Source organism: Exiguobacterium sp. s123 (genome assembly GCF_018617075.1).
GTDB lineage: Bacteria > Bacillota > Bacilli > Exiguobacteriales > Exiguobacteriaceae > Exiguobacterium > Exiguobacterium profundum.
Window position 1 is genome coordinate 16,003 of the sequence record NZ_JACSJL010000013.1, and the last position, 14,175, is coordinate 30,177.

Sequence of the window (14,175 nt, forward strand, 5' to 3'; positions counted from 1 at the left end):
AAAACACCATTCGCCCGATTAGTCAGGCTATTGACAAACCAAATCGCCCTTTGCGATTTGAACCGCTCCCCGTCAAGTAGACAGGGCAAATAATGAAAACCAATCTAAACGGCTTGAGACCTGTATTCGACAGGGCTCAAGCCGTTTAGTCGTTTCTAGAGTAGACCATGGTTGTAGAACGATATGTAGGTCTCGATGGCCGACGTGAGTTCGCTATAGACCTGGAACTCACGCAAGTAGTACATCTCGACTTTCAAAGTGCCCCAAAAACTCTCGATCGGGGCGTTGTCGAGACAACGACCAACTCAGGACATGTTGCCGATTAGTCCTGCGTCTTTCACCATACGTTTGAACCCTCTCGAGGTATATTGGAGCCCTCGGTCACTATGGATCATCGGACGCGCTCCTGGACGGAGCCCCGCGATGGCTGGCATCATCGTCTGGAAGACGATCCCGTTGTTGTTGGACCTTCCGATACGATAGGCGACGATCGATCCGTCGTACAGGTCGATGATCGCGCTCAGATACGCCTTCTTCCCGGTACCATATTTGAACTCGGTGACGTCGGTGCACCATTTCTCGTCCGGCCGAGACGCACCGAATTCTCGGTTCATCAGGTTCTCGGCCACATGCTGTGGCATCGACTTCTTATGTCTCTTCCGCTTCCCGCGGATGATCGATTGGATCCCATGGATATGCATCAGGCGATAGACTTGCTTTTCATTGAACGTGGACAGACCTTGTTGCCTGCGTAGCCGATTGATTGTCATCGTGACCCGACGGTAGCCGTATGTACGGTTCGCCTGGTCATAGAGTAGACGAATGTCCTCCAGGAGCTTCTCGTTCTCTTCTTGACGCACCGATACGGTGCGGTTCAACCATTTGTAATAGGCCGCACGTGAGATGCCAGCTGGGAAACCTGGGTCTATCAAGGATTGGCGGTTCTAATAGTGGGTTGCCCGTGTGCCTTAGTCATTTCGACGCCGATTTCGATTGTTTCCGCCATCGGTAATGCTGCCAAAAAAGGGGTCTTGATTAAAGGCGGCGTATACCTGGAAGAAATGGGCGCGCTGAAAGCTATTGCATTTGACAAAACCGGTACCCTGACCAAAGGTGTACCTGTCGTCACAGACTTTAAAATCACGAACAAGCAGGTAAACGAGAGAGAACTGCTTTCTATCGTGACGGCATTGGAATATCGTTCTCAGCATCCGTTGGCCTCTGCCATCATGAAAAAAGCGGACGAGGAAAACATACCTTACACCTCTATCAGAGTTGAGGACTTCTCTTCCATCACAGGAAAAGGCATTAAAGGAACGATAGACGGCACCACCTACTTTATCGGAAGCCCGCTTCTCTTTAACGAGCTAGGTGTTGAAAGTATTGATAATAATCTGGACCAAACCGTAACGGCTCTGCAACAGCAAGGTAAGACTTCGATGATTATCGGAACGAAACAAAGCATATTGGCGGTTATCGCCGTAGCCGACGAAGTCCGGGAATCCAGCAAAGAAATCATCCGGAAACTACATGATATGGGTATTAAAAAGACAATTATGCTGACGGGTGACAACAAAGGGACAGGCAAAGCTATCGGCCAGCAAGTTGGCGTCAACGAAATCCAGGCAGAATTGATGCCAGAGGATAAATTAAATGTCATTAAACGCTTGCGAGCTGAGTACGACAATGTCGCGATGGTCGGGGACGGCGTAAATGACGCTCCGGCACTCGCTGCCTCTACTGTTGGAATTGCCATGGGTGGTGCTGGAACGGATACCGCTTTGGAAACAGCAGATGTCGCCCTGATGGGCGACGATTTGAGCAAACTACCGTTTACGATAAAATTGAGCCGAAAATCCCTAAATATTATCAAAGTGAACATCGCGTTCGCTATCAGTATCAAAGCGATTGCATTACTCTTGGTCATCCCGGGCTGGCTCACCCTATGGATAGCTATTATGTCCGATATGGGGGCAACTCTTCTGGTAGCACTGAACAGTTTAAGACTGATGAATGTCAAAGAATAAAAAAACAAAAATATTCATTTTTATATCCTCGAATTTGTACTGGGTATGATAAAAATAAATGATCTCTGTTTTTTAAGACGGCTTTAAGATGACTTCGGTATTGTTCCCGAGTCATCTTTTTAGGTTTCATTGTCAGCTTTTTTATCATCAGACAGTTTTAATCGAGGCCGAACCTTATTCATTGACCGGAATATTCTCCGAAGTATGGAAAGAAAATCCGGTCGATAGGTCTACTAAACTATGACAATTAAATCTAAATATTTGAACGTTCGTTTTGGAATCATTCATTCATTCGAATACATCCTATTTTAAGAGACGAAATTTCGATAGTGTTCAAAAAAAAAACGAATGAGGGGGTTTCTAAATATACCCTCATTCGATATTCAGTTTCCTTGCACGTAGAAAAGTATTTATTGGTATCAGACGGTATGAAGTATAGAATTTTTACTCATATGTCGAACCTCAGTGTGGATTTGGTGCAAGGATGACTTATTTCTTTAGTTGTGTTTTTTTGATTCTAACTCTATTGTAGAATGTTTAATATCTAGTTTTGAAGTCACTTCTTTGACTTTTTGTTTAACAATAGTTGAATCCTTTAGATTCATCTCTTCTACTATTAAGTGTAAATTCATGGCGTTATCTTCGCCATCAATTGACCAGACATATAGGTTTTGAACAGAAATCACTTCTTCAATACCTTCAATCTTTTGCTTCACCTCATCGATGTCAATACCATCAGGGACAGCACCTAAAAGTATTTTCATTGTTTTAACTAAATTACGAAACACATTCACTAATATAAACAACGCAATAGCAATTGATAGGATGGGGTCAAGTATATGTATATCCTTGAAGAGTAAAACTATCCCTACTACAAGAACGGCAATCCAACCTAAAACATCTTCTAAAAGGTGCCAAGATAGTACTCCCTCATTTACTGATTTTCCTTTGTGTAGACGGAATGCCGCAAAACCATTTAAAAGCACACCAAAAATTGCAAACCAAATCATTCCTTGTGCATTAGAATGCTCCGGTTCAAACAGTAGAGGAATTGCTTGAGTAAAAATATATACAGATCCAATTATTAATATTGTCGCATTTATTAATGCTCCTAAAAGGGAAAAACGATTATATCCAAAAGTGAAGTTATGATCGGGTTTTTTGTTCGAAAATTTTTGTAAGAACCAGGACAGGCCCAATGCAAGAGCATCACCTAAATCGTGAATGGCGTCCGACATGATTGCAACACTATTAATCAAAAATCCCCCGATAAATTCACCAATCGAGAAAACAAGATTAATTATAAATGCTAGTTTGATATTTTTTGATGCCTTATCAGTACTCGCCATTGTTCGATCTCTCCTCACTTGGTAGTCCATCCTTAAAAAGGTTAGTTGTTAGAATAATACTGGTCTCTAGCGTTCTGCAATATAATAAATTTCTTTGCCTATTGATTGTAAACAACGCATACTTGAGAACTTAAGCGCAGTTCTTAATATTTTAATAAACAATCGAAGGACGTAATTTTTGAAAGCGAAATTAAATACATGTATCTAATTTGTTAGAACCATTTAGGCACTAATTTTATATATAAGACTTCTCCGAACAATTCGGTAACGGTCTGTAAAATGATCACTACAGCTACTTGTGTTGATAGGGGCTCTGGTAATATAGATGCTAATGGAAGAACTACAAGTGAATTCCTTGTTCCCATACTAAATGTAATTGCTCTTCTTGAAGCAATATCTAGTTTGAACAACTTACCAAGGGACTTTGACACCCATGGTATGATAAGTAGAAATAAAATATAAACTGGTATTACATCTATTAATGTCCCGAGGTCACTATACACTTCCCTAATTTGAGAGGCAACTACCACAAAAAGTACAAAAGACATAAATGGAACGGGAATCCATGGCGGCATTTTCATGATACGATTACCTAAAGAACTCTTTTTAGAACACAATTGTGTCATTATCGCTAATAGAAGCGGTATAAAAATCAAAAATAGAAATGCATCTAGAAATGGACCCATCCTAACGATACTAATAGCCTTTTCTCCTAATAATACGAATAAATATATGGGTAAGAGTATCGTCTGTAAAATTAAAAGAATCGGTGTTACTTTTAACAATATTGATTCGTTTCCCTTTCCCATCTTTGTAAAAACAATCACATAGTCGATGCACGGTGTTAACAACACCAAATACACCCCCAGCATCAGTGATGAATCTTGAAGAAATATGATAACCAAAACCTAAACTATTAAAGGAACGGCAACAAAATTTCCTAATAAAAGAGCTACCACAAACCTCATGTTTGTAGCAGATCCATTCGATTTCAGAAACGGAATTTGAACGAACATCCCATACATCAAAACTCCTAAAAGGGGAGAAATAAAAATATCGAGATATACAGCTTCTGTATTCAATAGACCAAAGATTACTGCCAACATCAAAAAAATGATGTATATACTGACTTGGTGGGCTTCCACCTTCTCTAGCACTTGAATTCCGAATTTGCTTTCCTTCTCTATCAAAATCACCCCCAAAATTTTCAGGAAATTTCAGAATGAAATAGATAACTCCACGATTTTAATTGCCAGGGCAAGAGGTTTTATATTTTTTCTTCTAGTATTTTTATTTATCCAACAGTAAAAATACCGACTGAAAGTAAATATAATTAAGGCTCATTATTTACACTTCCGAATATAGTTAGTATCTTGAATATATATCAGTCAAAAAATAAAGTGATAACCATTAAAAAAATAATTATTTTAGCCTAAAGCCACATCTAAAATCATCATGATTGTAAAGCCAAACATTAAACAAACAGAAGCCAAGTCCTTGTTTCCATTTTCTTGAGATCCTGGGACTACCTCCTCCACTACAACAAAAATCATTGCTCCTGCAGCAAAGCTTAGCGCAAACGGAAGTAAAGGCTCCATTATGAGTACTGCTACTACTCCTACCAACGCCGCGAACGGTTCAACCATACCAGATAACTGGCCATAGAAAAAACTTTTACGACGAGATAATCCATCTCGTCTCAATGGCATTGACACAGCAGCACCCTCAGGGAAATTTTGTATGCCGATTCCGATTGCCAGCGCGATAGCTCCCGTGATTGATGATGAAGGGAATCCTGCTGCAACTGCTCCAAATGCAACGCCTATGGCAAGTCCCTCTGGAATATTATGCAATGTTATTGCTAACACCAGTAACGTGCTCCGCCTTCTCTTCTTAGGGTTTATACCCTCAGCCTCATCCATCGGTGAAGTGGGATGCAGATGTGGAATCACTTTATCAACACCTGATAAAAAGAATCCTCCAAGTAAGAAACCGATTGCAGCTGGTAACCACGCCGGAAGAGAATCTTGTTCCGCCATCTCAATTGCAGGTGAGAGTAATGACCAAAAACTAGCGGCAATCATTACTCCTCCAGCAAAACCGAGCATCCCATCCATTAGCTTTTGATTCATTGATTTTGTCATAAACACTAACGCGGCACCAAGCGCCGTCATCCCCCAAGTGAATAAAGTACCCAGCAATGCTTGAGTAAGGGGTTCTAACGAAGAAATATATTCAATCATCTATCAAAACTCCGTTGCCAAAAATCGAGTTTCTATACATGCTCAAAATTAAGTAACTATTATCCAAAATCAGCATTGCTGTCTCCTCCTCTTGATTGTCAATCCTACTCAACAGGTGATTTTTTTAATGTTGATGTACTACTTCCCCTACCTTCAGTTTGCAAAGCAATTCATCGCTGTGAGGATGAGAAAGAGTTTCGAATTGAATCGTAGAGTGTTGAACGTTCAGATGTGCTAAATCGTGTTCAATTTCTTGAAGTAGATTCTCACTGTCATAGATTTGTAAATTACCATCAACGACAACATGACATGAGAGTGCATTCATTCCACTTGTGATACTCCAAAGATGAAAGTCGTGTATACTCCGTACCCCCTCCTTGTTGTGAATGACTTGAAGAACCTTTTCGACATCAACGTTTTGTGGTGCACCTTCCATTAATACGTTCAATCCGGATTTCGTCACGAAATAACCACTTCGTAAAACAAGTCCCGATACAATGATTCCTGCGAGCGGATCTGCCCAGTTCCATCCAAATGCCATGATAAGAAGCGCTGCCAGTATTGCACCGACTGAACCCAACGTATCGCTTACAACATGTAGATAAGCACCTCGCATATTCAAATTATGTTCTACGTCTGCACCTCTTAACATAATCCATCCAACAAGAAGGTTTATAGCAAGGCCAATACTGCTAACAATTAACATTCCTACGGATGCGACCTCAGGTGGTTGAATAAATCGATTGATGGCCTCATAAAAGATATATATGGAAATCAGTATGAGTGTGACCCCGTTTAAAACAGCTGCTAGAATCTCGAAGCGTCTATATCCGAACGTTTTACGATTGTTCGCTATTTGTTCACCTAATTTAAAGGCAAGTAATGCAATAGCGAGCGAAGCCGCATCACTAAGCATGTGACCTGCGTCCGCTAAAAGTGCTAAGCTATTTGTAAGGTACCCTCCAATCGCCTCTACAACCATGTATGCCGAAATAATAAAGAATGAAATGATCAAAATCTTTTTGTTAGAGGTATGAGAATGATCATGTGCATGATTATGTGCCATAAGATTAACTCTCCTTACTATATTTAGTGGTGTTTCGCATGCTCAATCGCCTGTCTTAGTAAGTTCATGACATGGTGATCATCTTCTGAATAAAATAGAGTAGTTCCTTCTCTTCTAAACTTGACAAGTCGAAGATTTTTTAAAAAACGTAGCTGATGAGACACGTTTGATTGACTTAAGTTAAGAAGATCAGCTATTCCGTTGACCGAATGTTCCTTTGTGCATAGCAGGGTTAATATTTTAATTCTTGTCGGGTCACTAAGTGCCTTGAACGTCTGAGATACAATAAATAGAGTCTCATCGTCAATCTGCGCCCCTATTTCTATTTCATTTTCTGTAGTATCTTCAATCGGTTCATCCATAAGTCAGTACCTCCGCTCATGATAACTATACATGTTCATATGTTCATATATAACCTATTAGACTTTTGCTGTGCCGTCAACACTTAATTTAAAAAACATTTATTCTATCAGCTCTACATACTTGAAGATTTGAGATACTTTCTCTGGTTTTGCGATTATTTCTTATTTTTAGCCATACAAAAACTACCTATTAGAGAGCTAGTTAGATCTCATACTCGATAGGTAGTCACGCTTTTTCAAAAAATCAATATAGTACACTAACGTTTTAAGAAAACGTCAATTGAATTATTTACTGGGTATTGTCTAATCTATTTTCCAACTTCAAAAAGCTTTTCATGTTTTTCTAAATCAAAGCTGTTTTTTAGTAAGCATACCAATTTGATACAATTAGTTCTTCATTTTTCAAATCCAAATCAAAAACTACTGTTTGGTACTGATTCGTCCAAGAATGACTGTAATCAGAAAAAAGGCGGTCAACGCTAAAAACGGAATTGTGATAAAACCCATCCAGTCAATGTACTGTGCATTACAGGAAACTCCTTGTTCACATGGTCTGACTTCCGAAAAGCCGGGCACCTTTTGTACAAGATAGTGGTAAAAAGAGATACAGAATCCGATTATTGATAAAGGGAGAACATAAAATTTGATTGAGCTATCTTCTCTGAAAACTGCAATTGCAAGAATCAAAGCTATTGGGTACATAAAGATACGTTGAATCCAACAGAGTTCACAAGGTATAAAACCACGAATTTCGCTAAAATATAGACTTCCAAGTACTGCAGTAATTGAAACAACCCAGGCGAGGTACAGTCCATATCGGTTTATTACTGAAGCGCTCATTGGGTTAGCTCCTTTTCAATTTGTTTTTTTATAGAGGTATAGTCGAATGGATTTTCAAGGATGACCCCATTAACTGCAATCGTCGGGGTCAGTGTAACATTGTATTTTTCTACGAGCGCCGCATCCATTTTAACTGATTCTAATCTAGAAGAACGACTTGATAGGTCTTCTCTAAATTTATTTAAATCTAGAGAAGGGACAGTCTTCGTCGCAATCTCTTCCATTTTCTCCACCGTAACCCATGGATTATCGTGTATTTGCACGTCAGGTTGAGCTTCATAAATAGCTTTGTGAAATTGCCAAAATGATTCTGGGTGATTTTTGTAAACAGATTCTGATGCAAGGGCAGCTAAAGTGGACTCATCTCCGTGAAACAAAACATTAATGTAACTAAAGGAAGCTTTCCCACTTTCAATGTAATCTTTTACAAGTTGAGGATAGATTGTTTCACCCCACTCTTTACACGAAGGGCATTTATAGTCTCCGAATTCTACAATTGATATCGGCGCTTCCTTTTTACCTATTGTAGGTTGATTATTAACTGATATCTTTTCATCTTGAACAATTTTAGTCTTTGATTTTTCGGAACTTTGATCATTTAAAAATAAAAAAGCTAAGACTGCAATTACTAATACGGATGTAAAAATAGTCAATAGTTGATTAGTTTTCAAAACAATTCACCTCTTTTATAAATTCGTTATTTCTTTTATCAGAATTATAGCTAAAAATACTAGAGTATCCTTAGTTTTTCAACATTGAATCCATGGACTTCTAAAAACGAAATCTATGAGTCAAACAAGTTACATTCTAACACATTCATGCAACTAAACTTTTATGCAGATGAAAGGAGGGCCAATTTATTTCTTAAAATACGTCTATTCCCCTTAATAATAGTGCATTTTAAAACAGGGCAAGAAAACTTTTAACTGTAGATAGACGAAAGCCAATAATCGTTGCATAGAATGACTAATATTTAAAGGATAAGTACCATACAGATAGTAAAAAACCATTCATGGGTCTTTACAACCAAAAAAACTACATATGAGGAGTCTATTATGAAGTCTAAACATAAATTTCGAATAAGCTTAGTAATTTCCTTGGCTTTATTAACTTCTTTTTTCTATCCCTTTAAGCTTTTAACTAGTGTTAACGTCCTAAACGTCGTACATGCAGAGGAATCTCTATTCATAACAACTGAAAATTTGAATTTGCGTTCCTCGTTCTCTTCAAAAAGCAAAGTCCTTTTGACGATTCCAAAAGGAAAAACCATTAAGAAGATAGGTGTATATGGAGAAGATAAATCCTGGTTTAAAGTTTCATTTAATTCAAAAATCGGTTATGTCTCAACGAAGTACGTGACGCCAAAACCTATACCTAAAAATTCAGTCAGTTCAATAAACACAATATATAAAACTAAAACTTCACTAAATCTGCGTAAGGGCCCATCTGTCAAATCACCCGTTTTAATGACTATCCCAAAGTCCAGCCCACTAATGTACCATGCTGCCTCAGGCCCTTGGTATAAAGTATCATACAATGGGACTCAAGGCTATGTGGCAAGTCAGTATGTAACCATATCGCCCTCGGCTATGAAGTCACGAAGTAAGCAAACGACCGAGATTCGCTCAAGCATGTCTTTAGTGAACTCAAAGGTCCTTATTACGATTCCAGCATCTACTGAAGTGACTGTACTAGGAAAATCGGGCACAACGGGTTCTTGGTTAAAAGTTATGTATAACGGTATTACAGGATTCACACCTGCTCGACATTATATAGTGCAAGTGGCACCGGGGGATTCTTTATCCACTTATCCAACATACATTACTATCGAAAATCTTAATTTACGTAACCAAGCGAGTCGTTACGGATCTATTTTGACAACAATTCCCTCAGGCACTTCGATTTCTGTCATATCGAAAAGCGCCAGTTGGTACAAGGTGCGATATAACAATCAAGTCGGTTACGTATCATCTGGTTTTGTGCAACCATTTACCGGAAAAACTCCTATAAAATCACCGGTGATTCCAGCTAACAAACACGTGATTTTAATTGACGCTGGACACGGTGGGGGAGATGCTGGTGCAGTGACTTCAAACGGTACAGTTCAAGAAAAAGTACTCACCCTAAACATTGCTAATCGTGTGGCCGACGAACTAAAGAAAAACTATGAGCTTTATGAAGTGAAACTAACGCGCTCAAATGATAGATACTTGTCACTTGTTGAGCGGACCAATCTATCAGAAAGGCTTGATGCTGACGCTTTCATAAGCGTCCACATTAATTCGTCACCTTCTTTCGCTACAGGTCATGAAGCACTCGTCCCTACTTCTAGCGCGTACACCACAAATCCATATGCGAACGCTAGCCGCAGATTAGGTGAAGTAATTAATCAAGAAATCGCCATGAACGTTCCAGATTTAAAAAATCGAGGCGTTAAGCGACAAGATGTCTATGTGGTAGGAAGAAACACGGTACCTTCTACTCTCATCGAATATGGCTTTATTGCTAACTCAGTAGATCGCTCCTATATGTCGGGAAGTAACATGATCAAAGCAACCGCCAAAGGAATTGATAAATTTATGAAGAGTTACTACTAAATAAACACCAAACAAATACTAACAAACGATTTGACCACTGAATTTGAGACAAAATGTCCTAAATTCAGTGGTCATCATTCATTTCCTCATCAAAATGGCATTATAAGTATTTCTCTTGATATACTCGAATGACAATAAACTCAAAAGAACAACTGACATAGAAATGAAAAGAAATAGAAATATAGATGGTGAAGTAATATTGATACAATGATTCCGGTTCGAGTTTTAATCATGATACGAATACTTTTATCCAGCAACGCATTTTTTATAATAGAGATAAGTTACGGAGGCAACAACATTGTTTACCATGAAAAAAATTATAGCTTCAACTTTACTTGGTGTTATGTTAGTTCAAAGCGCATCCCCTTCTTACGCTTTAAACTTGACTGAAAAACAAAAAAATATCCAGCAGAAGCAAGCGCAAAATTCTACAGAGCAACGTAAAGCTAATACGTCAATTCAGCAGCGTGAACAAGATATCACACTCGAAGAACAGAAACTGAATGACTTGGAATCCGAGTTACAGGATATTATCAATGAGGTCACCCAGAAGAAGGCTGAAATTCGGACAACCCAAAAGAAAATTGCTCAGATTCAAACTCAAATTAAAGAATTCCAGAAAAAAATGAGCTCTCAAAAGACATTGATGGAAGAACGCATGGTCACGATGCAAAAAAACGGTGGTTCTTCTATAAACTGGGCTGAATTTATTTTTGGTTCAAAAGACTTTGGTGATCTGGTTTCACGCATGATCACCGCAGGGACGATTCAAGAAAATGATCAAGAACTTTTCAAAGAATATCAATCAACAAAAAATAAGCTTCAAATTGCTAAAGCTGAATTGGACACTGAAAAAGATAAGCTTATTAGTCAAAAAGAAGAGCTAGAGAATAGTCAGAAAAAATTGAACGGCAAAATTAAAGTGCGGGCTGCTCAAATAAAAAAATTAGAGGCCGAAAAAATCCAGTTCACATCTAAATTGGTAAGCTTGCAACAAATGGAATCGACGCTTCAAGAACAAGAAAAATCAATTCAAGCAGAGATTGAAGCCCAAAGGCTTGAAGAACAAGCTAAAATTCGTACCAAAGAGGCTGCGCGTAAAGCTGCAGAAGCAAAAAGTGCCGAAAAAAATGAAATCAGCGAGAATAAAGCCTCTCTCGAAAAATCACCAAACTCTGAGAAAGTGGTAAACACTTCAAAGACTACGGATTCACTCGCTTCTCCAACAAGTGGCGGAGTTTTTCAACGTCCAACCTCAGGTATCGTAACCCAAGGATGGGGTCCAGCAGGCGGGGCCAATGGCTACAGCTTCCATAATGCACTAGATACAGCTGGACCAGTAGGAACTCCTATTATGGCTGCTCAAACAGGAACTGTAACTCGAGCAGGCTGGGGTGGACCTTATGGAAATCATGTCATCATTACGCATGTCATAGGCGGTCAAGTTTGGACTACCCTTTATGCTCACATGAGCTCATTGTCCGTTTCCGCCGGACAACGTGTGACCCGAGGACAGAACATCGGTGCGATGGGGAGTACCGGAAATTCGACCGGTTCTCATTTACACTTTGAAGTCCATCGAGGAAACTATTCGTACTCAGCTACAAGTGCAGGGAATACAGTCAACCCATCCCAATTTTTCTGAATTTCAGAGGCGAAATTGTTTAACACTATATAATTACTTCAGTAAATCACTTAATATTTAGACCACAGAATATTAGATGCCCCGTAAAAGTTGGACCTGATAATCTAATTTTTATGGGGCGATTTTTATGTCCGAAAGCTTTTAAAGTCTCGGTGACCAAACACTAACTGACTCGCAAGAAAAACTTCAGAAAGTTAGGATGAGCTTTCGTTCGTGCCCCCACCCCCCTACGAGTGCCTGGGGAATACAATCTCAGGTGCGACATACACATTCACTATGTAGATATTAAAAACGATATGGATGGGTAGACAATCTTTAATCGATTCAATCTTGAAGTACAGACTCTTCTCTCCTTTGATGACCTTCAACTGGCAATATACGTCGAGACGAACCTTAGGTTACTAAGGCCGTGTCTAACGGTCGATGATAAATTTACGGATATGAAGGTCCAAATTCAAACCTAGGTTGTCGAAGTCACCAGATGATCTATTTCATGATCCAACTTTTTGGATTAAGTTCAATTAATATCTTTTGAACTTAATATATAAAATTGAACTTAATATATAAAATGTACATTTCTTTATTTTTTATATAGAAAAGTAAACCAATCGAGCATACGACGCTCTATAAAGTCTTGAACCTTAAAAGTGACATGGGGTCTATGCTCGATAGCTAATAAGATTGCATGATCAGGTCACTTTTAATGTAATAATCAATACATCACATTTTCGTGTATGTTAATATTAAATCGTTTAAAGGAGAGAAAAAAGATGGCAAGGTTTTTTTCACTGTTGATTGTTTTGTTAGTATTATCTGGTTGTGGAAGTACAGTAAGCAATAATGGACCTGAAGTGATTCCAGAATTAATTGATGTACAATTTAAAACAGATCCTGAAATAGTAAAAGCAAACGAAGTTATTGAACTTATAGCAACTGTTTCTCAAGGAAACGAGAAAGTAGACGATGCGGATAAAGTTGAATTCGAGATATGGAAAGAAGGCCAAGAGGAAAGCCAACACGAAAAAATTGAAGCCAATTATCAACAAGACGGACTGTATGTAATTTCTTATATTTTTGAAGAGCCCGGTAAATACTTTATATATTCACATACGACAGCAAGAAGCTATCATTCTATGCCCAAAAACGAAATATTAGTAAAATAATAAATTTTAATTATTACAATTAATAATATAGACGAGCTAATCCATGATGAAAAAACTCGTTTTTATTGAATCGCGCGACAACATCAACCTTGTGATATATGCTCGAAAAATACCAATTTTATGATATATCCTTTCCGCTCCAATGTCTGATACGTCCATTCCGTCGCTCCACCTTGGAAACTACCATCAGTTGTATGCTTATATGTAGGAATATAAACGCGAGTCAAATAGAGTCACATTGCTCAAACGCATCCTCAAAAACTCGAAGGATGCGTTTTTTGTCCTGCTGAGTATTGCGGATACAGAGAGCCACTAGTGCGGACGACTGAGCGAGTCAATATGAAGAAAAAGGCCATCGACTCATCGATGGCCAAGATCTTAGCTTATCCCTAGCCCGTGGTGTTCCCTCATTGAGGTTTCGCCATCGACCAGGATTTTATAGGAGTCGTGTACGATCCTGTCGAGAATTGCGTCCGCGATTTGGGCCTGTCCTAGATTCGAATGCCACTCCGCGTGGCGTTAGACGCGCCCACGCTCTTGCTTTTGACGTTGCCCTTACGCTCCGTGCCTCCCGTTAGAAAGGGCCAGGAACATAGAGATGCGTTTTAAAGCAGCTCTTGTTATCGGGCCGTCAGGGAGGCAGCGGTGCGATGAGCGACTTCGCCTCCTGGCGTTAGACGCTCACGCATGAGCCCGGATCACCATTCCTTCTCCCATGCCCCGTCTTCAGACACGCCCCAATCTTTGAACCGATACTTGATGAGCCAATGGACATGCATCACTTCATATTCGAATACACCCTTGGATAGCTCTGAGACGACGAAGCTGACTTCTCCATCCGCCACCACCCATGTCCCGTATAGATACACTTTCTTGATCGGAC

Annotated in this window: 10 protein-coding genes and 4 pseudogenes; 4 read left to right on the forward strand and 10 right to left on the reverse strand. The window is 39.2% G+C overall.

All coding sequences use genetic code 11. From position 1 onward, the window contains the following. Window positions 1-155 precede the first annotated feature (155 nt). A pseudogene (locus KNO72_RS15050) lies at window positions 156-911 on the reverse strand (IS3 family transposase); the annotation flags it as partial. Between KNO72_RS15050 and KNO72_RS15055 the strand changes: the two are divergent. Further along, window positions 903-2,027: pseudogene (locus KNO72_RS15055) on the forward strand (heavy metal translocating P-type ATPase); the annotation flags it as partial. The pseudogenes KNO72_RS15050 and KNO72_RS15055 overlap by 9 nt on opposite strands. Before the next feature lie 497 nt (window positions 2,028-2,524). Here the strand turns inward: KNO72_RS15055 and KNO72_RS15060 are convergent. From KNO72_RS15060 to KNO72_RS15090, 7 genes and pseudogenes are all read right to left on the reverse strand, one after another. Then, entirely contained in the window at window positions 2,525-3,376 is an 852-nt protein-coding gene (locus KNO72_RS15060; protein WP_029336174.1) for a cation diffusion facilitator family transporter, read from the reverse strand. A 212-nt stretch (window positions 3,377-3,588) separates the two neighbouring features. Next, window positions 3,589-4,482, reverse strand: a pseudogene (locus KNO72_RS15065) (arsenic resistance protein). Between the two features lie 321 nt (window positions 4,483-4,803). Beyond that, complete coding sequence (locus KNO72_RS15070; RefSeq protein WP_214689668.1) at window positions 4,804-5,619, reverse strand: ZIP family metal transporter; 816 nt, start codon at window positions 5,617-5,619, stop codon at window positions 4,804-4,806. Window positions 5,620-5,743: 124 nt separating this feature from the next. Next, window positions 5,744-6,685, reverse strand: a complete 942-nt coding sequence (locus KNO72_RS15075) for a cation diffusion facilitator family transporter (protein ID WP_214689662.1) — start codon at window positions 6,683-6,685, stop codon at window positions 5,744-5,746. 23 nt (window positions 6,686-6,708) lie between these two features. After that, window positions 6,709-7,047 carry an ArsR/SmtB family transcription factor gene (locus tag KNO72_RS15080; protein ID WP_029336177.1) on the reverse strand — a complete coding sequence of 113 codons (339 nt, stop codon included), beginning with the start codon at window positions 7,045-7,047 and terminating at the stop codon, window positions 6,709-6,711. 420 nt (window positions 7,048-7,467) lie between these two features. Next, window positions 7,468-7,887 carry a disulfide oxidoreductase gene (locus tag KNO72_RS15085; protein ID WP_029336179.1) on the reverse strand — a complete coding sequence of 140 codons (420 nt, stop codon included), beginning with the start codon at window positions 7,885-7,887 and terminating at the stop codon, window positions 7,468-7,470. Further along, window positions 7,884-8,558, reverse strand: a complete 675-nt coding sequence (locus KNO72_RS15090; protein ID WP_029595508.1) for a thioredoxin domain-containing protein — start codon at window positions 8,556-8,558, stop codon at window positions 7,884-7,886. Before KNO72_RS15090 ends, KNO72_RS15085 begins: the two co-directional genes overlap by 4 nt. A 384-nt stretch (window positions 8,559-8,942) precedes the next feature. On the opposite strand from KNO72_RS15090, the gene KNO72_RS15095 reads away from it, so the two are divergent. From KNO72_RS15095 to KNO72_RS15105, 3 genes are all read left to right on the forward strand, one after another. Then, on the forward strand, window positions 8,943-10,484 hold the full coding sequence (locus tag KNO72_RS15095) for an N-acetylmuramoyl-L-alanine amidase (RefSeq protein ID WP_214689660.1): 1,542 nt from the start codon (window positions 8,943-8,945) through the stop codon (window positions 10,482-10,484). A gap of 307 nt (window positions 10,485-10,791) precedes the next feature. Continuing rightward, a complete protein-coding gene (locus tag KNO72_RS15100; RefSeq protein WP_029336183.1) occupies window positions 10,792-12,129 on the forward strand; it encodes a murein hydrolase activator EnvC family protein in 1,338 nt (445 codons plus the stop codon). Between the two features lie 770 nt (window positions 12,130-12,899). After that, a complete protein-coding gene (locus KNO72_RS15105) occupies window positions 12,900-13,292 on the forward strand; it encodes a FixH family protein (RefSeq protein WP_029336184.1) in 393 nt (130 codons plus the stop codon). Window positions 13,293-13,670: 378 nt separating this feature from the next. Here the strand turns inward: KNO72_RS15105 and KNO72_RS15110 are convergent. Together KNO72_RS15110 and KNO72_RS15115 are read right to left on the reverse strand one after the other, a co-directional pair. Further along, a pseudogene (locus KNO72_RS15110) lies at window positions 13,671-13,799 on the reverse strand (ATP-binding protein); the annotation flags it as partial. A gap of 191 nt (window positions 13,800-13,990) precedes the next feature. Continuing rightward, window positions 13,991-14,175 (reverse strand): hypothetical protein (locus KNO72_RS15115; protein WP_214758731.1); only part of this gene is annotated, 185 nt, incomplete at its 5' end.

What these genes read in the sequence shown, in the direction of transcription:
- KNO72_RS15085 (WP_029336179.1), bottom strand. Translation starts at nt 7,887, where the DNA reads ATGAGCGCTTCAGTAATAAACCGATATGGACTGTACCTCGCCTGGGTT.
- KNO72_RS15080 (WP_029336177.1), bottom strand. Translation starts at nt 7,047, where the DNA reads ATGGATGAACCGATTGAAGATACTACAGAAAATGAAATAGAAATAGGG.
- KNO72_RS15070 (WP_214689668.1), bottom strand. Translation starts at nt 5,619, where the DNA reads ATGATTGAATATATTTCTTCGTTAGAACCCCTTACTCAAGCATTGCTG.
- KNO72_RS15060 (WP_029336174.1), bottom strand. Translation starts at nt 3,376, where the DNA reads ATGGCGAGTACTGATAAGGCATCAAAAAATATCAAACTAGCATTTATA.
- KNO72_RS15100 (WP_029336183.1), top strand. Translation starts at nt 10,792, where the DNA reads ATGAAAAAAATTATAGCTTCAACTTTACTTGGTGTTATGTTAGTTCAA.
- KNO72_RS15095 (WP_214689660.1), top strand. Translation starts at nt 8,943, where the DNA reads ATGAAGTCTAAACATAAATTTCGAATAAGCTTAGTAATTTCCTTGGCT.
- KNO72_RS15105 (WP_029336184.1), top strand. Translation starts at nt 12,900, where the DNA reads ATGGCAAGGTTTTTTTCACTGTTGATTGTTTTGTTAGTATTATCTGGT.
- KNO72_RS15075 (WP_214689662.1), bottom strand. Translation starts at nt 6,685, where the DNA reads ATGGCACATAATCATGCACATGATCATTCTCATACCTCTAACAAAAAG.